Source organism: Paenarthrobacter sp. TYUT067 (genome assembly GCF_023656375.1).
Classification (GTDB): Bacteria; Actinomycetota; Actinomycetes; order Actinomycetales; family Micrococcaceae; genus Arthrobacter.
In genome coordinates, this window is record NZ_JAMOIT010000011.1 from 124,366 (window position 1) to 145,192 (window position 20,827).

The window sequence follows — 20,827 nt, forward strand, 5'->3', positions numbered from 1 at the left end:
GACGGCGGCCGTACCCCCAAGGCGACGGCCGCCGTCGTTCTGTGCCGACTCCCCCCATAGAAGCCGGAACCTGCAGGACCCCTTATCCGAAACGGCCGGAGACGTAGTCTTCCGTGGCCTTCTGTGCGGGGTTGTTGAAGATGCTGGTGGTGTCAGCGAACTCGATGAGCTTGCCGGGCTTGCCCGTGCCTGCGATGTTGAAGAACGCGGTCTTGTCGGACACGCGCGCAGCCTGCTGCATGTTGTGGGTAACGATCACCACGGTGTACTGGTCCTTGAGCTCGTTGATGAGGTCCTCAACAGCCAGCGTGGAGATGGGGTCCAGGGCGGAGCAGGGCTCGTCCATGAGGATCACCTGGGGCTCAACGGCGATGGCGCGGGCGATGCACAGGCGCTGCTGCTGACCACCGGAAAGGCCGGAGCCGGGCTTGTCCAGGCGGTCCTTGACCTCGTTCCACAGGTTGGCGCCCACCAGGGACTTCTCCACCAGGGCATCGGCTGCACCCTTGGAGATCTTCTTGTTGTTCAGCTTCACGCCGGCCAGCACGTTGTCGCGGATGGACATGGTGGGGAACGGGTTGGGCCGCTGGAAGACCATGCCCACCTGGGTGCGGACCGTTACGGGGTCCACGCCGGGGCCGTAGAGGTTGTCGCCATCCAGGAGGACCTCGCCCTCGACGCGTGCGCCGGGGAGGACCTCGTGCATGCGGTTCAGCGTGCGGAGGAAGGTGGACTTGCCGCAGCCGGACGGGCCGATGAAGGCCGTAACGGACTTGGCCTGAATGTTGATGTTGACGTCCTCGACGGCCAGGAAGTTGCCGTAGTAGACATTGAGGTCTTTGACGTCGATGCGCTTGGACATGGTGTTCCTTTGTTCCTTGGGGGTTTGGAAGTGTGAAGGGGCCGCCGTCAAACGGCGGCTGGCCCGGCTAGCGGCCCGTTTTGGGCGCGAACAGACGGGCGATGAGGCGGGCTCCGAGGTTCAGGAGCATCACCAGGATGATCAGCACCAGCGCCGCGCCCCAGGCCCGCTGATCCGACGGCTCAGGGTTGGACGGCGACGTCGGGTTGAGGATCTGCGTATAAATGAACGTGGGCAGCGAGGCCATCCAGCCGCTGAAGACGTTGTTGTTGATGGTGGTGGCGAAGCCGGCGGTCACCAGGATGGGCGCGGTTTCACCGATCACGCGGGCGATTGCCAGGGTGACGCCGGACGCGATGCCGGAGATCGCCGTCGGGATAACCACCTTGGTGATGGTGCGCCATTTCCGGACGCCCAGGGCGTAGGAGGCTTCGCGGAGCTCGTTGGGGACGATCTTGAGCATTTCCTCGCTGGAGCGGACAACAACAGGGATCATCAGGACTGAAAGCGCGACGGCGGCTACCGCACCGGTCTTGGTGCCGGGGCCCACGATGGCGAAGAAGAACGCTGCCGCGAAGAGGCCGGCCACGATCGACGGGATGCCGGTCATGACATCCACGAAGAACGTGATGGCGCGGGCCAGCGGACGGCCGTTGCCGTATTCCACCAGGTAGATGGAGGTGAGAAGACCCACGGGTACGGAGATGACCGTGGCAAGGAGCGTGATCTGGATGGTGCCCAGCAGTGCGTGGTAGATACCGCCCAGGACCGGGGCGCCTTCCTCCACTGCCTTGTTGTCATACGCGCCGGTGACACCGTTCATGGACGTGCCCAGGAAGCCGGGAGTGATGAGGCCGGGAATGCCGTTGACCAGCACGGTGAAGATCACCGAGATCAGGGGCAGGAGTGCAATCAGGAACGAGCCCACCACAAGGCATGTGGCGAGCTTGTCCTTGGCCTTCCTGGAACCTTCAACGGCCCCGCTCCAGGAAACCAGGACCACGGCAAACAGGATGGCGGAGACGATGCCCCAGCCGAAGGCGTTGAAGCCGATGAGCGCCATGATGGCCGCGCCCACAATGAGTGCGACGGCCAGGACAATGTAGGGCGCGAACTTGGGCAACTGGCCCTTGGTGAGCGCTGAGCGCTTGCGGACTACTGTGGCGGACATTTAGTTGGCTCCCGAGAATTCTTTGTGCCGGGTGATGATCCAGCGGGCGATCATGTTCACGCCCAGGGTGATGACGAACAGCACCAGGCCGGCGGCGATCAACGTGTTGACCTTGATACCGCTGGCTTCCGGGAAGTTCAGTGCGATTTCCGCGGCGATGGTCTGGTTGCCGGACTGGATGAGACTGGCAGTGAGGACACCGGAGGAGAGCACCAGGGCAACGGCCATGGTCTCGCCAAGTGCCCGGCCCAAGCCCAGCATGATGGCGCTGATGATGCCCGGACGGCCGAAGGGCAGCACGGCCATCTTGATCATTTCCCAGCGGGTGGCTCCGAGTGCCAGCGCGGCTTCCTCGTGCAGCTTGGGGGTCTGCAGGAAGATTTCGCGGGACAGGGAGGTGATGATGGGCAGGACCATAACGGAAAGGACGATGCCGGCGGTCAGGATGGTCTTGCCGGTGGCGGACGCCGGTCCTTCGAAGATGGGGATCCAGCCGAGGTAAGTGGCCAGCCAGTCATAGGCCGGGGAGATCTCCTTGGCCAGGAAAGCCGCACCCCAGGCGCCGTAGACAACGGAGGGGATGGCTGCGAGCAGGTCCACCACGTAGCCCAGGCCGGCAGCGAGCCGGCGCGGAGCGTAGTGCGAGATGAACAGTGCTACGCCGATCGCCACGGGAGTGGCGATGACGAGGGCGATCACGGCGGCAATCAGCGTGCCCACCACGATCGGGGCGATGTAGGCGAAGAAGCCGTTGCCGCCCTGGATGTCCTCAGCCGGAGCGGTCAGGGCAGGGATTGCCTGCACCACAAGGAACAACGCGACTCCGAAGAGGACAGCGAGAATCAGGCACCCTGCGGCCATGGCGGCCCCGGAGAAAACCTTGTCCCCGGCGCGTCCTGCGCCTTGGGAGGTTGTCAGGGAGTTGGTGGTCACTTCACGTTCCTTCAGTCTGGAGTGAACTGGTCTTACATGGCTAAGTTCCCTGCCCCGCGCCGGTGCCGCGGTGGCCACCGGAGAGCGGGACAGGGAACTTCAGTGTTCAGCCGGGTTCAGCAAACCCGCCGGGAAACCTTAGGCCTTGGCCTTGATGGTTTCGATAGCGGCCTTTGCCTTGTCCTGCAGCGCCTTGGAGAGCGGCGCGGACTTCGCGGCGTCAGCTGCGGTCTTCTGTCCTTCGTCAGAAACGACGTAGCTTTCGAAGCCCTTGACCAGGTCAGCAACTTCCTTGGTCTCGTAGGTGGTGCAGACAACGTGGTACGAGACCAGGACTACGGGGTAGGCGCCCGATGCGGTGGTCTTGCGGTCCAGCTTGATGGCAACATCGTTGGCGGCGCGGCCGTCAACGGGCTTGCCGGCTTCAACGGCCTTGGCAGCGGCTTCAGCGGAGATCTTGACGAATTCGTCGCCCACCTTGATGGAGGCGGTGCCCAGCTTGCCGGAAACGGCGGAGTCATCAGCGTAGGTCACGGCGCCCGGGGTGTCGGTGACGGTCTTGACCACACCGGAGGTGCCCTTGGCGTTCTCGCCTGCCAGGGTTGCGGGCCAGATGCCGGCAGCCTTGTCCGTCCAAACCTCGGGAGCAGCAGCTGCGAGGTAGTCGGTGAAGTTGGTGGTGGTGCCGGAGTCGTCAGAGCGGTTCACGGGGGTGACCTTGAGGTCCGGAAGGGTGACGCCTTCGTTGAGGGCGGCGATTGCGGGATCGTTCCACTTGGCGATTTCGCCGCGGAAGATCTTGGCGACGGTCGCGGCGTCGAGCTTGAGGTCCGTGACGCCGGGGACGTTGAAGGCAACGGCGATCGGGGAGATGTACACCGGGATGTTGATGGCGCCGTCGGGACCGCACTTGGCCTTGGAGCTCTCAAGCTCTTCGTCCTTCAGGTAGGCATCGGAGCCGGCGAACTGTGCCGAGCCGTCGATGATGGCCTTGCGGCCTGCACCGGAACCGTCGGGGGAGTACTGAACAGTCGCGCCGGAGTTCGCGGCGGAGAAGCCGGCCTTCCAAGCATCCATTGCTGCGCCGGTGGAGGACGCGCCGATGCCGGTCAGGGTGCCGGTGACCTTGGGGCCGGTAGCTGCCGACTGGGTGCCGCCAGTGGTGCCGGTTGCGTTGTCTGAACCGCAAGCAGTGAGCGCGAGAGCGCCGGCTGCGATGACCGCGATTGCCGCGTTGCGGCCGAAGTGAGTTGCCTTCACTTGGATGTGCCCCTTCCAGGGATTCTTCGATGCGGGCCGAACGGAGATTTCGGCGTGCGCGAGCTGTGGACCAATGTGTTCCTTTACTGAAGGTAAGGAGCGCAGGTAACGGGATCTGCGGTGCAAGGTGAACGGAAGATGAACGACGGCGGACCATTGGGTTATGTGGCGCGTGCCACCTTGAGGGGTACCTGGCTTGAGGTAGTTGGGAGGGGTTGGCCAAATACACTTGGAGGCATGGCTGCCGCAAAGGGATTTACTGCAAGCAAGAGGTTCCTGCGCGCCAGAGTCAGGACCGGATTGGTTCGCAGCCGGAATTCGTTGACGCCGGCCATCCAGATGACGGTGTGCGCCGTGGGTGCCTACGCTTTCGCTGAGTACGTGCTGGGCCACCAGGGTCCTTTGTTTGCCGCTACTTCCTCCTTGATTGCCCTCGGTTTCTCCCGGGATCCCCGGTTGCGCCGGGTGATCGAGGTGGGTCTTGGCTGCACCCTGGGGATTGTTGTTGGTGACCTGCTGCTTCACTGGCTGGGCGCTGGGATCTGGCAGGCCGCCGTCGTGCTTCTTTTTTCCATCCTGCTGGCCAGGTTCCTGGACAGCGGCACTATCTTCACTACCCAGCTGGGCTTGCAGTCGTTGCTGGTGGTCCTGCTGCCGGCGCCGGCAGGTGGGCCGTTTACCCGAAGCCTGGATGCCGTGGTGGGTGGCGTTTTTGCGCTGCTGGTGACATTCCTGGTGCCGAAGGACCCGCGCCGGGAGCCCCGTAAGGATGTCCAGAAGATCCTGCATGAGCTTTCGGAGGTGCTGCGTGAGTGTGCCAAGGCCATGATCGACAGCGATTCCACCCAGGCCTGGCATGCCCTGATCCGTGGCCGGAACTGCCAGCCCTTGGTGGATCGGATGCGGCAGACTCTGCGGGCTTCCGGCGAGGTCGCCACACTGGCACCGGCACATCGGAGGCACCGCGATGAGCTTGCCGACTTGGAGCACTCCCTGGAGTACATCGACCTGGCGTTGCGTAACAGCCGGGTGTTTGCCCGGCGCCTCACCAGCGCAATCAACCATGCCGCGTTGTCTGACGAAGCGATCGAGAGCATCTCCGAAGTCCTTCAGGAAACTGCCGCGGCGATCGACGAGATGACCATTGGGTTGTCGGAGCAGAGCGAGGGCACACGGCGGGTGCATCTGCGCCGGGCCCGGAACGAACTTTCAGACATTGCGGCGCGCCTGCATCCCAAGATGCTGGACGTGCAAAGGCTCGAGGGAGAAACCGTGGTGATGCTGTTCCGGCCACTCATGGTTGATCTGCTGGAAGCGAGCGGCATGGAACCGGACGAGGCCCGGGCGGTGCTCCCGGCGCTGTAGCGTCCACCCGGGTGGCTAATACTGTCAGTCCCCGCCACTACGCTGGAACCCATGGCTTCCAAGACCTCCCGCGCTTCCAAGACACCCGCTTACAAATGCGCCGAATGCGGCTGGACCGCCATCAAGTGGGTGGGCCGCTGCGGTGAGTGCCAGGCCTGGGGAACCGTTGAGGAGTACGGTGCCACGGTAGCGCGTACGACGGCGGCCGCAACAGTTTTGGAGCCGGCCCGCCGGATCGCTGAGGTGGATGGGACCACCGCGGCGTTCCTGCCCACGGGAGTGGACGAGTTGGACCGCGTCCTGGGAGGAGGGTTGGTCCCCGGTGCCGTCATCCTGCTGGCTGGGGAACCCGGCGTCGGGAAGTCCACGCTGCTGCTGGATGTAGCTGCGAAGTTCGCGCGCACGGGACAGGATGTCCTCTACATCACGGGCGAGGAGTCGGCGGCGCAGGTGAAGTTGCGCGCCGAGCGGATCGACGCCGTGGCCCACACCCTTTATCTTTCGGCTGAAACAGATCTTGGCCAGGCACTGGGCCAAGTGGAGAAGCTTGAACCCAAGTTGCTGATTGTGGACTCCGTGCAGACGCTGAGCAGTGCGGACGTGGAGGGCAGCGCGGGCGGTGTGTCCCAGGTTCGTGAGGTGGCGGCGTCCATCATCTCTGCGGCCAAGCGACGCAACATGACCACGCTGCTGGTGGGCCACGTGACCAAGGAAGGCACCATCGCCGGCCCGCGTTTGTTGGAACACCTGGTAGACGTGGTGTGCCAGTTCGAAGGCGAGCGCCACTCCCGTCTGCGCCTGCTCCGCGCCGTGAAGAACCGCTACGGTGCCACGGACGACGTCGGATGCTTCGACCTCAACGAAACGGGCATCGAGGGGTTGGCTGATCCCAGCGGTTTGTTCGTTTCACGGACCCGTGAGCCCGTTTCGGGCACCTGCATCACGGTGACCATGGAGGGTCGCAGGCCGCTGCTTGCAGAGGTGCAGTCGCTCCTTGCCGAGAGTCCCAACTCGCAACCCCGCCGTGCTACCAGCGGGCTGGAGAGCTCCCGGGTGGCCATGCTGCTGGCCGTTCTTCAGCAGCGTGCCGGCTGCATGTTGCACAAGGACGATTCCTATGTGGCGACCGTGGGCGGCGTGAAGCTGACCGAACCGGCCACGGACCTGGCTGTTGCTTTGGCCGTAGCTTCGGCGAAGTCCCGCAAGGCACTCCCCCAACGACTCATTGCTTTCGGCGAGGTTGGCTTGGCGGGCGAGGTGCGCCCCGTGCCGGGGATCAACCAGCGCATCCAGGAAGCCCACCGGCTCGGCTTCACGCACGCCATTGTCCCGGCGAGCCCTGCGGGTGCAGGTGTAATCCCGGAGGGCTTCTCGGTGCGCGAAGTGGGCCACTTGGCCGAGGCCCTGGAACTGCTGATCACCTGATCCTGCCCCGGGGTGTCGGGGCGGTTCAGGGTGTGCAGTCAGCGAGGATGAGAGGCATGACCAAACGGAATGTGCTTATCGGGGGACGCTTTTTCTTTGGCCTTCTGACGTTGGTGGCGGTGGGAACACAGCTGACGGTTCATCTTGGCCTGGGCTATGACCTGTGGAACTTCTTCAGCTACTTCACCAACCTGTCCAATATCTTCGCTGCGTTGGTGCTCCTGATCAGTGGGTACCGGGTGTTGGTCCGGAAACGGCCTACCGAGGCGGACGATGTTACGCGCGGCACGGCCACCATCGCCATGGCCGTGGTGGGGCTCGTCTTTGGTGCGCTATTGGCGGGTGAGGACCTCGGCTCGCTGCTTCCGTGGGTCAACTTTGTGGTGCACTACCTAATGCCTGTGGTGATGGTTGCGGACTGGCTGTTTCAACCGCCGCGCGCCACCCTGCGCCCCAAGCACATTTGGTATTGGCTGCTCTACCCTGTTGGCTACCTGGTTTACAGCCTCATTCGCGGGGCTTTGGTCAACTGGTACCCGTACTGGTTCATTGACCCTGCCCGGGCCGGCGGTTGGGGTGGCGTGGTGGTGTTTGCCCTCGCTATTTCCGTCGGCTTCCTGGTGGTGAGCCTGGCGATGCTATGGCTGGGGAACAAGATGAAGCGTCAGGTGGATTACTAAACAACCGAGGCAAGACTCCGCTCCCGGGACGAGCAAAGTGACGTAGCTCGTGTTGACAGTGCGCAGCCGCAGGACAAGACTGAGGTACAGCTATACATTTGGTATAGCCTTCGGCGGAAGGAGAAACCCAATCATGCCGACGACCCTGAGGCCTCTTCAGATCGCCTACGCGCAGAAGGAACTGGCGCGCTTGGATCACATTCGCGCGGTGATGGCAGCGCACAAGGACGGCGCCTCCCAGACGGCAATAGCCAACGATGCCGGGATTTCGCAGGCAGAAGTTTCCAGAATACTGCGGCGTGTTGAGGCAGTGCCTGCCGCGATCGCCAGGTCTCCTCGTGAGGTGATCCTGCGGCACGCTGCTGGCCAGTTGGATCACGCGTCCATGCTGACCGAGCTTGTAAGCTGGAACTACAGTTTCGCGCAGGATGCTCAGCCGGAAAATCCGCTGAGCGTTCGAACCTCAGGCTCTTGGGAGCAAGTCACAGATGCGCTTCACAGAGGCCTGCTGAGTGACGACGACTTCGACTACCTCTTGGAGCATGTTCGCAGGTCCTCCGCGGACACTACCAAGGGGGACCTGGATGACGGCAATGGACGCGCGGTTGCGCACCGAGCGCGAGTTGATTCGTCTGTCACAGCTTGGGTCCTTTCTTCATAAGGACTCCCACCGATCAACAGCGGTCTTTTATGACGCACGGGATAAGTCGCGCCGTAAATTCCATTCTGAGCTGATCGAGAGCTACACATCAGACGCCGCAGACCTTGGTAAGGATGGGTCTGCGGCTCTCATCACTGCTGGTCCACCCGGCGCCGGGAAGTCAACCGAGGTGAAAAAGCTTGGGCTTACGGGATATCGGGTCATCGACCCGGATGTCATCAAGGAGCATCTTCTTGAAACTGCTTGCACCGACGGCATATTTGACGATCTCCTCGATCTTCAGCTGCCGGACGGGCGCGCGCTATTGCCCAATGAGTTGGCCTCGCTTGTCCACACGGAATCTGCCGATCTAGCGAACGCGGTTTTGCGGCGATCGATTGAAGACGGCGTGAACGTTGCCATTGAGGGCACTTTTTCGTGGCCAAACCTCAAAGACCGCTACCTCAAATGGCTCCTGACCGGCGACTATAGCCATCTCACTGTCGTCGACGTAGAAGTGAGCCGCGAGACTGCTAAAGCGCAGGCCCGCGAACGCTGGTGGGGTGGTCGCGAGCAAGCGTTTGCGGGCACGGGCTCCCATCTTGGCGGACGGTTTACACCTCCGGAGGCGATCGACGGCCTCTATGTAGCTGGCGCGACGACAGCCAGCACGTGCAATGCCAATGCCGTGGCCCTATTCAACGACCCCCTTGCCGATCTCTTCGACGAAGTAACGCTGTACGTCTATGACAGGACGGGCATCAGTGATGAACGCAGTACTTACGTCGCAAGAAACGGAGTCAAGGAGGGAGACGCTCCCGTTCCTCTGGATGTGGCACCAAGAATGACTTAGCCGGCGAGAGATTCGGCTGGCGCCCGCAAGGCAACCCCTCCAAAGCGGAGGATGAGCTCCTTGCCTGCAGCCCTCACTGCCGGGAGATCGCGCCTCAGCCCGGCCAGCGTCAACACGGTATCGGCGGTGGTGGATGCCGAATCTTTTGCGATCAGCCCGTCCGCGCGGAGGTTGATCAAGGACTCCACCAGCCGGAACGCGGTGTCTCCCAGGCCCGGGTCGGCGTCACAGATGGCCGCCAGTTCCCGCCCCAACTCGCCGTAGATAGTCCTGAGTTCCTTGCGGGCTGCCATGAAGGGTCGGAAGATCTCTGCCCTGGCTTCCGGGAGGTGGTAGAGCACCCCCAGGTTCCAGCGCGAACTGCACAGCTGTGAACCGTCAAACGACACCACTGCGTGCAACCGTGCCGCAGCCTGGCCGGCGTCGTCGGAATGATCCCGCACAGCCCGGGCAAACGCCAGGCTGGTGGACACCGTCCCGCCGAGCAGCTCACCCAGGATTTCGTCCTTGGTGGAGAAGTGGTGATAGAGCGACGATTGCCGTATTCCCACGGCATCGGCGATTGCCCGGGTGGAGGTGTTCGCGAACCCCTGGCCCGTGAAAAGCTCGGCTGCCGCATCCAGTATCTCTTCGCGGGCGGTGGCCCCAGGGCGCACCGCCTGCTGCTTACGGGGGCGTCCCGGTCCGGCTGTAGTCACCCTTCATTCTTGCACCGCGCCAACCCCAAAGTTCCCGTTCACGGCCGCCTCCCGTGGTGGTGAGTTTTCATTTACGCCCCGGAAACACGCGGTAACCCAGGCTTTACATCGGCGAAACGCTGCGGGGACACCGCGCTGGAAAACTATCAAGTGACCGATATTCCGGACGGGTGATCATAAGCCTCTCCGGGCTGGTTCCACATCCCGTTCCAGACACGGAGAAACCGATGACTTCCACCCTTTCGACGGCGGCCGGCCGCACTGATGATGCAGACCTGACAGCACTCGGCTACCAGCCCACCCTGCACCGCAAGCTGGGCCGCTACGCATCGTTCGCCGCAGGTTTTTCGTTCGTCTCCATCCTCACCACCATCTTCCAGCTCTTCGCCTTTGGCTACTCCTTCGCCGGTCCTGCTTTCTTCTGGACGTGGCCGGTGGTGCTGGTGGGCCAGCTCCTTGTGGCATTGAACTTCGCAGAGCTCGCCGCCCGGTACCCGTTGTCCGGCGCCGTCTATCAGTGGTCGCGCCGCATGGGCGGTGAAGTGGTGGGCTGGTTCGCCGGCTGGTTCATGTCCATCGCCCAGGTCATCACTGCTGCCGCAGCAGCCATCGCACTCCAAGTAGTCCTTCCCCAGCTGTGGGATGGCTTCCAGTTGGTGGGCGGCGACCCCTCTCTGACCTCCACCACGGGTGCGGCGAACGCCGTCATCCTTGGCGCCATACTCCTGGTGGTTACTACCGTGATTAATTGCCTGGGCGTGAAGCTCATGTCTCACGTCAACTCCATCGGCGTCACCTGCGAGATCGTGGGCGTCGCTGCGGTAATTCTCGCCCTGTTCTCGGCCGCCCAGCGTGGCCCGGGGGTAGTGGCGGACGTCAGTGTTGTTACAACCTCGGACCTTGGCGCCGTGGGCGCCTTCCTGGTATCCGGGTTGATGGCCGCGTACGTCATGGTGGGCTTCAACTCCGCCGGCGAACTCTCGGAGGAAACCAAGAACCCCCGCAAGACGGCCCCGCGCACCATCCTCTCGGCACTGATCATCTCCGGTATTGGCGGCGGACTCATGATCATCGCCGCTCTGATGGCAGCGCCAAGTCTGGACGACGGCCGGCTCGCCACCGAGGGGCTGCCCTATGTGCTCACTGCCGTGCTGGGTACGTTCTGGGGCAAAGTGCTGCTGGTTGACGTGGCAATCGCCATCTTCGTGTGCACTTTGGCAATCCAAACGGCGGGTTCGCGGCTGGTCTTCTCCATGGCCCGCGATGGCAAACTTCCGGCCTCGGCCCTGCTCTCCAAGGTCCACCCGCAGCGTGGAACCCCCATGTGGCCCTCCATCGCGATTGGCGCCCTGGCGGTGGGCATCCTAGCCATCAACATCGGCAACTCCGCACTCTTCACCACTCTCTGCAGTGTGTGCATCGTGATGGTGTACCTGGCGTACCTGATGGTCACGGTTCCGCAGCTGCTCAGCCGTTTCCGCGGCGATTGGAACCGGGTGGGTCAGACCATGCCGGCCGGGCTCTTCTCCCTGGGCCGTTGGGGCTTGCCGGTCAACATCCTCGCCGTCATGTATGGCGCCCTGATGGTCATCAACCTGTCCTGGCCCCGCCCCGAAGTGTACGACCCCTCCGGTGAACACGGGATCCTGCTCTTCTCCGCCTCCATCATGGTGGGCGCCGTCCTGCTCCTGGGTATCTGGGTCCGGCGGAACATCCGGGTCCGGGAGAACAAGGCGGCGCTGGCCGCGGAATCCGCCAACGCGGGCTGACCCGCCCAACATCAGGCCACTTCACGTTCAAGCACAGACAGTTCAAGCACAGAAATGATTGCCATGACACAGACTCTTGAAACACAGACCCCTGAAGGCACCGCCACAACAGCCGGCGCCAAGCTGCACGCACGAGCCCAGCACGGGCGCACGGCCGAAACCATGATCCACGTCCCGCCAGCTTCGGCCCCGGCCCGCCTGATCGAAAACCTCCCTGCCGAGGCGAAGGACTCCCTGACCTGGGCGGAGACCCTCGCCTTCGGCCGCTACACCCATATGGAACTGGCCCGCGGGACGCGCCTGAGGCTCACGGACCTCGACGGCGATGCTTGCGTTCACGCTGTCGTCCTCCGAAGCGGTGCCCAGCATGAGCGGCTCAACGTTGCGGACACCGTAAAAGTCCCTTGGCAGGCCTACATGACCACGGGCCACCCGCTTCTCTCCGACGCCGGCCGTCTGATGGCAACCGTGGTGGCTGATTCCTCCGGCAAGCACGATGCCCTCACCGGCACCACCAGCCTGGCCGGTAACACCGCCAAGTACGGTGCCGGATCAGCCCACAGTCCGTCACCGGCAGGCCGCGAGCTCCTCACCCTCGGTGGCATGAAGCATGGAGTCAGCCAAAGGCAACTACCGCCGTCGTTGTCGTTCTTCAAGGGCGTCACCGTGGACCCGGACGGCCGCATTCAGTTTGCCGGGAGCGCCGGTGCCGGGGCCGTCGTCGAACTTCTCCTCCACATGGACTCTGTGCTGGTACTGGCCAATACCGCGCACCCGCTGGACCCGCGTCCGGAGTTCACAGGCAGCGCTGTGGACATCGTCGCGTGGCGTGCGCCGCAGGACCTCGCAGCCTTGGTGGACGGAACCTCCACTGTTGACCTTGGCCCGGAAGGGCGTCTTGCCCTCCACAACACTGAACTCGACTACAACGCAAGGACTTCCGCATGAACGCCATCGCAGAAATCAGCCCCGCGCTCATAGAGGGGAAAGTGGTACTGGACGAGCTGGTGGAAGCCCGCGGCCCATGGTCGGCCGTAGTGGCTGCCGGCGACGTGCTCACCATCGTGGACCTGGACGGTAACCAGGCCGTGGATTGCATCCTCTACGCAGCACATGACACCGGCACGCGATACTCCGCCGCCATGACAATCGCCAGCCAGGGCTCGATCTTCCTCACCACCGGCTCGGTCCTCCGCTCGGACAGCGGCCAGGAACTCATGACCGTGGTGGCCGATGAAGTGGGCATCCACGACACCATCGGGGGCGCCTGCTCGCAGGAATCCAACACCCTCCGCTACGGGCAGCACACCCATGAACAGCACGCCTGCGTGGAGAACTTCCTCATTGAAGGCGCCAAGTGGGACCTGGGCAAGAAGGACCTTGTGTCCAACATCAACTGGTTCATGAACGTGCCGGTGGACCCGGATGGTGCCCTGGGCATCGTGGACGGGTTGTCCGCACCGGGTAAGCGGGTGGCACTCCGCGCCGAGGTGGACACCCTGGTGCTGGTGTCCAACTGCCCTCAAATCAACAACCCTTGCAACGGTTTCAACCCCACGCCGGTGCGCATGATCGTTACACGTCCGGAGGCCCGCGCATGACCCGTTTCGACACCCTCCTCATTGCCAACCGCGGCGAGATCGCCTGCCGGATCATCGAGTCGGCACGCAAGGCGGGGCTGCGCACTGTCGCCGTTTTCTCCGAGGCTGACCGTGGCGCCAAGCATGTGAAGCTCGCAGATGAGGCCGTCCTTTTGGGACCAGCACCGGCCAAGGAGTCCTACCTGAAGGTTGAAGCCATCCTCAGTGCGGCGGCTGCCACCGGTGCCGGCGCCATTCACCCCGGCTACGGATTCTTGTCCGAGGACGCTGCGTTCGCGGAAGCCGTGGAGGCAGCAGGGCTCGTCTTTGTGGGGCCTACCCCCCAACAGCTCCGAATCTTCGGGACCAAGCACACCGCGCGGGATGCTGCTCAACGCGCCGGGGTTCCCATGATTGCGGGATCCGGCCTGCTTGACGACGTGGACCAAGCCGTGGCCGCGGCGGAAACCATCGGTTACCCGCTCATGCTCAAGGCAACCGGCGGTGGCGGCGGAATCGGCATGGCAGTGTGCCGCGACGAAGCCGACCTCCGCAGCAATTACTCCCGGGTGGCCTGCTTGGCCAGCTCCAGCTTCGGAACCGCCGGGGTCTTCGCTGAGAGGTACATCGAGCACGCCCGCCACGTGGAAGTCCAGGTATTCGGCGACGGTGAGGGCCGCGTCGTAAGCCTCGGTGACCGTGACTGCTCGCTGCAACGACGCCACCAGAAAGTACTCGAAGAAGCGCCCGCGCCGGATCTCCCGGACGCTTTGCGGGAGGAGCTGCACCGGAGCTCCCGCGCACTCTGCGCCTCCGTGGGCTACCGCTCTGCAGGCACAGTGGAGTTCGTCTACGACCCCGTCCGCCAGGAAGCATCCTTCCTGGAAGTCAACGCCCGGCTGCAAGTTGAGCACCCCGTCACCGAAGCCATCACCGGCGTGGACCTGGTGGAGTGGATGCTGAATCTGGCCCAGCAGGAGCCCGTGCTTGATGGCGTGCCGGACAGCGTGCCCGTCTCAGGACATGCCGTGGAAGCCCGCATCTACGCAGAAGACCCCGCCCGGAATTTCCAGCCCAGCGCCGGAACCGTCACCAACGCGCAGTACCCGGCCTCCGACGTCGTACGCATTGACGCCTGGGTGGAAACCGGCAGCGAAGTCTCCACCAGCTACGATCCCCTGCTGGGCAAGGTCATCACGTCCGGTACCACCCGCGACGCCGCCTTCGACGCCCTGGCCACTGCGCTGGCAGAGACCCGCATTGATGGCATTGAGACGAACCTGGGCATGCTGCGTGCCGTGGCCGGAATGGACGTGGTCCGCGCGGCAGGGCATTCCACCGGAACCCTGGACACCGTAGGCGATCCGGAACCGCGGATCACCGTTGAGCGGCCGGGCCTCCAGACCAGCGTGCAGGACTGGCCGGGCAGGACCGGACTGTGGCAGATCGGCGTGCCGCCCAGTGGTCCCATGGATGACTTGTCGTTCCGGCTGGGCAACACCGCCCTGGGTAACCCCGAGGGCGCGCCCGGGTTGGAGTTCACCATGGCCGGGCCCGCGCTCCGGTTCACCCACGCTACCACGGTGTGCGTCACCGGCGCTGACGTCGCCGTCACCGTCAACGGCGTCGCGGCTAACACGTGGGAGCCCATCACCGTCCCCGGGAACGGCCTGCTGGATGTCGGCTCGGCTGACGGTTCCGGGCTGCGGGGTTACATCCTGTTTGAAGGCGGGCTGGATGTTCCCCAGTACCTTGGCAGCGCGTCCACCTTCACCTTGGGCCAGTTCGGCGGCCACGGCGGCCGTGTGCTGCGGGCCAGCGATGTGCTCCGAACGGTCACCGGTCACCTGCCTGAAACGGTCCCCGGCGCGGTCCCGGCCGAGAGCCGCCCGGTGCTCACTTCCGAATGGGAGCTGAAGGTGGTGGAAGGGCCCCATGGCGCACCGGAATTCTTCCAACGCGAAGACATAGAGGAGCTCTATTCCGCCGAATATGAGGTTCACTTCAACTCCGCCCGCACCGGCGTCCGCCTGATCGGGCCCAAACCGCGCTGGGCGCGCAATGATGGCGGCGAGGCCGGACTGCACCCCTCCAATATTCACGACACCGCCTACTCGGTAGGCGCCCTGGACTTCACCGGCGACACCCCCATCCTGCTGGGCCCGGATGGTCCCAGCCTTGGCGGTTTTGTCTGCCCCGTCACCGTGGTGACCGGCGAGCGCTGGAAGTTGGGGCAGTTGCGGCCCGGCGACAAGGTCCGTTTCGCGCCGATCCGCTCGGTTGAGGCGCCGTCCGTGAAGGAACTCGGCGCTGCGCGGCAGCTGATTCTGCCGGGCGGAACGGACTTCAGCAGCAGCGCCGCCGGGGTGCTGCGCGGAGACGGCGACGACGGCGTGCTGGGCCGGGTGCCCGAAGGCGAGGGCCGGCCTGCGGTCACCTTCCGCCGTTCGGGTGATGACAACCTTCTGGTGGAGTACGGGGATATGGTGCTGGACCTGGGCCTCCGCGCCCGCGTCCACGCCCTGCACCAGGAAATCGAACGCCTTGGTGTTCCTGGCATCGTGGATCTGACTCCGGGCATCCGTTCCTTGCAGATCAAGGCCGATCCGTCCCTCCTGCCCACGTCCAAACTGCTGGGCCTGGTGCGCGAGGTGGATGCTTCACTGCCTGCTAGTTCGGAGTTGGTGGTACCCAGCCGCAGCGTCCGCCTCCCGTTGTCGTGGGACGATCCCGCTACCCGTGAAGCAATCGAGCGTTACATGGCAGGTGTCCGCGATGACGCCCCGTGGTGCCCGTGGAACATCGAGTTCATCCGCCGCATCAACGGCTTGGACTCCGTGAATGACGTCTTCGATACAGTCTTCAACGCCGAGTACCTCGTGTTGGGACTGGGCGACGTATACCTCGGAGCTCCGGTGGCAACGCCCTTGGATCCGCGGCACCGGCTGGTCACCACCAAGTACAACCCCGCCCGCACGTGGACCCCGGAGAACGCCGTGGGCATTGGCGGTGCCTACATGTGCATTTACGGCATGGAAGGTCCTGGCGGTTACCAGTTTGTTGGACGGACCACGCAAGTCTGGTCACGCTACGCGGACGCCGCACCTTTTGAGCCGGGTTCCCCGTGGCTGCTCCGGTTCTTCGACCGTATTTCCTGGTACCCCGTCAGCCCTGAGGAACTGTTGGACCTCCGCGCGGACATGGCAGCTGGCAGGGGCCGGGGCGTAGAGATCGAGGAAGGCACATTTTCTCTGGCCGAGCACGAGGAATTCCTGGAACGCAACAGCGTCTCCATAGCGGAGTTCCGTGAAACACAGTCGGCCGCGTTTGCCGTTGAACGTCAGGCGTGGGAGGAAGCCGGCGAGTTCGATCGCGCAGAGCAGGCTGTTTCTTTGGCCCCGCCGGCGGACGACGTGGTGATTCCCGACGGCGGCACCTTGGTCACGTCCCCGTTCGCCGCGAGCGTGTGGAAAGTGGACGTGGAACCCGGCGACGTGGTGGTAGCCGGCCAGTCGTTGGTCTCCCTGGAGGCCATGAAGATGGAGACGGTCATCCAGGCTCCGGTGGATGGTGTGGTCCAACGAGTCCTGCCCACGGCCGGCGCGCAGGTGGTAGCAGGCGAGGCTTTGGTGGTGCTTGAGCCTGTGGATGTCCGGGAACCGGCACTTGTGCTGGAAGGAAGCGCACTATGATCAGCCCCAAAGTCACCACTGCAGAACGCGTCCTTGCCGCGCTTGAGGCGATTGACGCCGTCGACCGCCCTGAAATCTGGATCCACCTCCGCGGGCGGGATGAACTGCTCGCAGAGGCGGCACGGATCGACGCCGCGACTGCCGCCGGGGAGGACCTGCCGCTTGCGGGTCTCCTGCTCGCCGTGAAGAACAACGTGGACGTTGCCGGTGTGATGACGACGGCGGCGTGCCCCGGTTTTGGCGAGGTGCCCGCCCGGGATGCGGTGCCGGTTGCGAGGCTCCGCGCTGCGGGGGCGTTGGTGCTGGGAGCTACCAACCTGGACCAGTTCGCCACGGGACTGGTGGGTACCCGCAGCCCGTATGGAGCTGTGCGCGATTCGCGGCGTCCTGAGCGGATTTCCGGCGGTTCGAGTTCGGGTTCTGCCGTGGCAGTGGCCTTGGGCTTGGTGGACCTTGCCATCGGGACGGACACCGCCGGTTCGGGCCGGATTCCCGCGGCGCTGCAAGGAATTGTGGGGATCAAACCAACCCTGGGCGTGGTGTCCACCGACGGCGTAGTTCCGGCGTGCCGTTCCTGGGACACCGCCACGATTTTCGCGCGCGACCTCGCCACGGCCGAGCTCGCCATGGGCATCATGGCCGGTGAGGGGCGCAGCTGGCCCGCGGACGTCAAACTCGCTGCGCCGGCCACACCGCGGGTGGCCTACCCCGCTGCCCTGCCTGCCCTCCCGGACGCGTGGGCGCTCGAGTTCAAGGCACAGATCGAACGGCTGCGCTCCACGGGCGTGGTGGCCGAAGCCATCGAGCTGGACGTCTTCCTTGAGGCTGCACGGCTGCTGTACGACGGCGGATTGGTGGCCGAACGCTATGCCGCCGTCGGCAGCTTTGTTGACACGGTGCAGGACGGAGGGGTTTCCGCCACGCTCGACCCCACCGTGGCCGGGATCATCACAGCCGCGGGCAAGGTCCCTGCGCACAAGTACGTGACTGACACCGGGGCCCTGGAGAAGCTCCGCCGTGAGGCCATGCTGCGACTGGAGGGCTTCGATGCCCTGATCGTGCCAACCGCACCTTTCCATCCGACGCTGGCAGAGGTCGCGGCCGATCCCGTGGGGGTCAATTCCCGGATGGGTACGTATACCAATTTCTGCAACCTCTTCGACCTCAGCGCTGTGGCAGTGCCGGCCGGGACTGTCACTGACACCGCTGAAACCGGGGAGTCAGGGAGCGTCTCCCAGTTCGGTCTCACTGTGGTGGCCCGAACTTTCGAGGACGGCGTGGCCGCGGACATTGCACGGCGGATCGAGCTCACCCCGGAGAAGCCGGGACTGTTCGCTGCCGGAGCTGCCAACGACGCCGCGCCAAAGGTTCCCTGGCCGGTTGCCGCGGGCGCCGTCGTCGTACCTCTTGTGGTGGTGGGCGCCCACCGGAAGGGCCAGCCGTTGGCGGCGGAACTTGAGCGGCGTGGAGCTTTCTGGGATGGCCGGGTAGTCACTGCGGCGAGGTACCGCATGGTGGCGCTGGAAACCACACCCCCTAAGCCTGGCGTGGTTCGATCTGAACAGGGAACCGGGCTGGTTGCAGAGCGGTGGTTGCTGTCCGAGTCCGCCCTGGGGTCTTTCCTCGCTGACTTGCCCGAACCCATGCTGCTGGGGTCCATCACCTTGGACGATGGGAGCACGGCAGTGGGATTCGCATGCGATGCCGTAGCTGCGGCCAGCGCGCGGGACATCAGCGAATACGGCGATTGGATTAAATATCTGGAAGAAAGTACCTCCTTGCCGGGCAACCAAGGACTGTGGCGGGAGGCAGGCACTGCCTTGCTGACAGGCCTTGGCCGCGGCCAGCGCTAGCGCGGTGGGCGGCCGGTTGACGGAAATAGGGTTTCATCAATCGGCAGCCAAACCACTTTCGAGGCAGCACCGAACATCACGAAATGACCCACTTTGGGGCTTGCTGGTGCGGTTAACGGTGTCCGGAAGCCCTATCATTGTGCTTGTCGTCATGTGGGCATTTTTGGTAGTGCTCGCTGACGCCGGATTCAGCTTGTCTGTGAGCCATGGCTTGCACCTTCGAAGGGAAACCCTATGGCCCGGAGCCCGGAAGAGTCGCTCAAGGCGACCCTTGCCAGAGTCGCACCCGGAACTCCGCTGCGTGACGGCCTTGAACGCATTCTTCGTGGACGGACCGGCGCGTTGATCGTGCTGGGCTACGACCGCACCATCGACTCCATCTGTTCCGGCGGATTCGACATCGGCATCGATTTCTCCCCAACGCGTCTGCGCGAACTGGCCAAAATGGACGGCGCCATCATCTGTGACAAGGATGCCAGCAACATCGTCCGGGCCGCCGTGCAGTTGGTTCCCGATTCCAGCATCGAAACCCAGGAATCAGGCACCAGGCACCGCACCGCGGAACGTGTAGCCATCCAGACCGGCGTTCCCGTTATTTCCGTCAGCCAATCCATGCAAATCATCGCCCTCTACGTAAACGGTTTGCGCCACGTCCTGGAAGGCTCCGAAAAGGTCCTCGCCCGCGCCAACCAGGCCCTGGCAACCTTGGAGCGGTACAGCGCCAGACTGGACCAGGTCACCAGCTCACTTTCGGCCCTGGAGATCGAAGCACTGGTCACGGTCAGGGACGTTGCGGTCACCCTGCAGCGCCAGGAAATGGTCCGCCGTATCTCCGAGGAAATCGCCCAGTACGTGCTGGAACTCGGTGAAGACGGCCGACTGCTCTCCCTCCAGGTGGAAGAACTCACCGTAGGCCGCGGCCCGGGGAGCGAAGTCATCATCCGCGACTACTCCGATCCCGACGCCACTCCTGAGCAGATCGAGGAAGCCGTCCAGGCACTCCTCAACCTTGGCCCCACAGAATTGATCGACCTCAGCCGCATTGCCCACATCATTGGCTTCGCCGGCGGAGTAGAGCAGCTGGACGCCGTGGTTCAGCCGCGCGGGTACCGCCTCCTGTCCGGCCTCAAGTCCGTTCCCAAGGCAGTGGCCGACCGTTTGGTGGACTACTTCGGCGGACTCCAGAACCTCATGGCTGCCACTATTGACGACCTCATGACCGTGGACGGAATCGGCGATCAGCGAGCCCGCACAGTCCGCGAAGGATTGAGCCGCATGGCCGAAGCGAGCCTGCTGGACCGGTTCCTCTAAAGACGACGGCCGCCGTCGGGCCCTGTTTCGGACGAGAACTAGTTCAGCTGGAAGGCGACCTTGGGGCTCGCCTTGTTCCCCAGGCGGGCTTCGAACGTGTAGTAGGCGCCGCCCGCGCCCGGCGTGGCCGCGATGCTGGCACAGCCTTCCAGCGTCCGGTTGCGCTGCCACGGGAAGTTCGCCGTCTCGCTCTTGCCGGGCTGGATGGTCTTGATGAGATCCTCGCCGCCCGTCTGACAGTCCTTGGAGGAGAAGATGCGGTCCGAGCCGCTCATCAGCAGGTACTCCATTTGGGAGGTGCCCACGTTGACCTCACACGGGGCCGTGCCGCCATTGGTGATGGTCATGGTCAGCAGCGGCTTTTCCTCCGGACCGTAAGCGGGCTTATCGGTCTTGGCGGCCACAGTCATCAAGTTCAAGTCGCACACGGGTGTGGGCGACGGCGATGCCGCCGCTGTGCCCGTCGGTGTACTTCCCGGCGTCGGCGCCGTTGATGCCTGGGACGTGCTGACGGCCTGCGGCTCCGGATTTCCGGAGAGCGCGCCGGTGAGGGCCACGACGCCGCCGATCACCACTACGATAACCAGCAGCAGGGCGCCGAAAAACACTTGCCGACGACGCCGGTACACGGCAGGGCTCGGCCGTCGCTTTGCGCTGGGGGAAGCGCCCTTCGCCGCCGCTGATGTGCGCGCGGTCGGCGTCTGCTTACCCTTGTTGGCCATGGTTCTAGGCTAG

Annotated in this window: 17 protein-coding genes; 11 read left to right on the forward strand and 6 right to left on the reverse strand. The window is 64.2% G+C overall.

Translation table 11 applies throughout. The annotated features are described in order from the left end of the window. Positions 1–82: 82 nt before the first annotated feature. The 4 genes from pstB to pstS all read right to left on the reverse strand — a co-directional run bounded on the left by pstB (position 83) and on the right by pstS (position 4,226). Positions 83–862, reverse strand: a complete 780-nt coding sequence (pstB, locus tag MOD31_RS11910) for a phosphate ABC transporter ATP-binding protein PstB (RefSeq protein WP_017197024.1) — start codon at positions 860–862, stop codon at positions 83–85. Positions 863–929: 67 nt separating this feature from the next. Continuing rightward, a complete protein-coding gene (gene pstA, locus MOD31_RS11915) occupies positions 930–2,033 on the reverse strand; it encodes a phosphate ABC transporter permease PstA (RefSeq protein WP_166840987.1) in 1,104 nt (367 codons plus the stop codon). Beyond that, positions 2,034–2,966, reverse strand: coding sequence for a phosphate ABC transporter permease subunit PstC (gene pstC / locus MOD31_RS11920; RefSeq protein WP_024819033.1), 933 nt, complete (start codon positions 2,964–2,966; stop codon positions 2,034–2,036). It lies immediately after the preceding gene. A 138-nt stretch (positions 2,967–3,104) separates the two neighbouring features. Continuing rightward, positions 3,105–4,226 (reverse strand): phosphate ABC transporter substrate-binding protein PstS, encoded by a 1,122-nt coding sequence (gene pstS / locus MOD31_RS11925; RefSeq protein WP_250820706.1) that lies wholly within the window; start codon positions 4,224–4,226, stop codon positions 3,105–3,107. Positions 4,227–4,463: 237 nt separating this feature from the next. Here pstS and MOD31_RS11930 point away from each other — a divergent pair, with 237 nt between their 5' ends. The 5 genes from MOD31_RS11930 to MOD31_RS11950 all read left to right on the forward strand — a co-directional run bounded on the left by MOD31_RS11930 (position 4,464) and on the right by MOD31_RS11950 (position 9,189). Beyond that, a complete protein-coding gene (locus tag MOD31_RS11930; protein WP_142937147.1) occupies positions 4,464–5,591 on the forward strand; it encodes an aromatic acid exporter family protein in 1,128 nt (375 codons plus the stop codon). A gap of 51 nt (positions 5,592–5,642) precedes the next feature. After that, positions 5,643–7,016, forward strand: coding sequence for a DNA repair protein RadA (radA, locus tag MOD31_RS11935; RefSeq protein WP_166840984.1), 1,374 nt, complete (start codon positions 5,643–5,645; stop codon positions 7,014–7,016). A 56-nt stretch (positions 7,017–7,072) separates the two neighbouring features. Then, positions 7,073–7,696, forward strand: a complete 624-nt coding sequence (locus MOD31_RS11940; RefSeq protein ID WP_142937149.1) for a Pr6Pr family membrane protein — start codon at positions 7,073–7,075, stop codon at positions 7,694–7,696. A 133-nt stretch (positions 7,697–7,829) separates the two neighbouring features. Beyond that, the gene (locus MOD31_RS11945; RefSeq protein ID WP_142937150.1) at positions 7,830–8,357 is read left to right on the forward strand and encodes a hypothetical protein; all 528 of its coding nucleotides are present in this window, start codon (positions 7,830–7,832) and stop codon (positions 8,355–8,357) included. Next, positions 8,281–9,189 (forward strand): ATP-binding protein, encoded by a 909-nt coding sequence (locus tag MOD31_RS11950; protein WP_250820707.1) that lies wholly within the window; start codon positions 8,281–8,283, stop codon positions 9,187–9,189. Before MOD31_RS11945 ends, MOD31_RS11950 begins: the two co-directional genes overlap by 77 nt. Here MOD31_RS11950 and MOD31_RS11955 read toward each other — a convergent pair. Continuing rightward, positions 9,186–9,887 carry a TetR/AcrR family transcriptional regulator gene (locus MOD31_RS11955; RefSeq protein WP_250820708.1) on the reverse strand — a complete coding sequence of 234 codons (702 nt, stop codon included), beginning with the start codon at positions 9,885–9,887 and terminating at the stop codon, positions 9,186–9,188. The two genes, MOD31_RS11950 and MOD31_RS11955, sit on opposite strands and share 4 nt — an antisense overlap. 227 nt (positions 9,888–10,114) lie before the next feature. Here MOD31_RS11955 and MOD31_RS11960 point away from each other — a divergent pair, with 227 nt between their 5' ends. From MOD31_RS11960 to disA, 6 genes are all read left to right on the forward strand, one after another. Beyond that, the gene (locus MOD31_RS11960; protein ID WP_250820709.1) at positions 10,115–11,656 is read left to right on the forward strand and encodes an amino acid permease; all 1,542 of its coding nucleotides are present in this window, start codon (positions 10,115–10,117) and stop codon (positions 11,654–11,656) included. Between the two features lie 63 nt (positions 11,657–11,719). Then, the gene (locus MOD31_RS11965; protein WP_250820710.1) at positions 11,720–12,604 is read left to right on the forward strand and encodes an urea amidolyase associated protein UAAP1; all 885 of its coding nucleotides are present in this window, start codon (positions 11,720–11,722) and stop codon (positions 12,602–12,604) included. Then, positions 12,601–13,257 (forward strand): urea amidolyase associated protein UAAP2, encoded by a 657-nt coding sequence (locus MOD31_RS11970; protein WP_223941434.1) that lies wholly within the window; start codon positions 12,601–12,603, stop codon positions 13,255–13,257. The genes MOD31_RS11965 and MOD31_RS11970 overlap by 4 nt, the downstream gene beginning before the upstream one ends. Then, positions 13,254–16,928: an urea carboxylase gene (gene uca, locus MOD31_RS11975; protein WP_250820711.1), complete on the forward strand. Its 3,675-nt coding sequence runs from the start codon at positions 13,254–13,256 to the stop codon at positions 16,926–16,928. The genes MOD31_RS11970 and uca overlap by 4 nt, the downstream gene beginning before the upstream one ends. Next, on the forward strand, positions 16,925–18,781 hold the full coding sequence (gene atzF / locus MOD31_RS11980; RefSeq protein ID WP_250820712.1) for an allophanate hydrolase: 1,857 nt from the start codon (positions 16,925–16,927) through the stop codon (positions 18,779–18,781). The genes uca and atzF overlap by 4 nt, the downstream gene beginning before the upstream one ends. A gap of 234 nt (positions 18,782–19,015) precedes the next feature. After that, complete coding sequence (disA, locus tag MOD31_RS11985; RefSeq protein ID WP_011772955.1) at positions 19,016–20,092, forward strand: DNA integrity scanning diadenylate cyclase DisA; 1,077 nt, start codon at positions 19,016–19,018, stop codon at positions 20,090–20,092. A gap of 38 nt (positions 20,093–20,130) precedes the next feature. On the opposite strand, the gene MOD31_RS11990 is transcribed toward disA, so the two are convergent. Then, a complete protein-coding gene (locus MOD31_RS11990; protein WP_223941431.1) occupies positions 20,131–20,814 on the reverse strand; it encodes a hypothetical protein in 684 nt (227 codons plus the stop codon). Positions 20,815–20,827 lie beyond the last annotated feature (13 nt).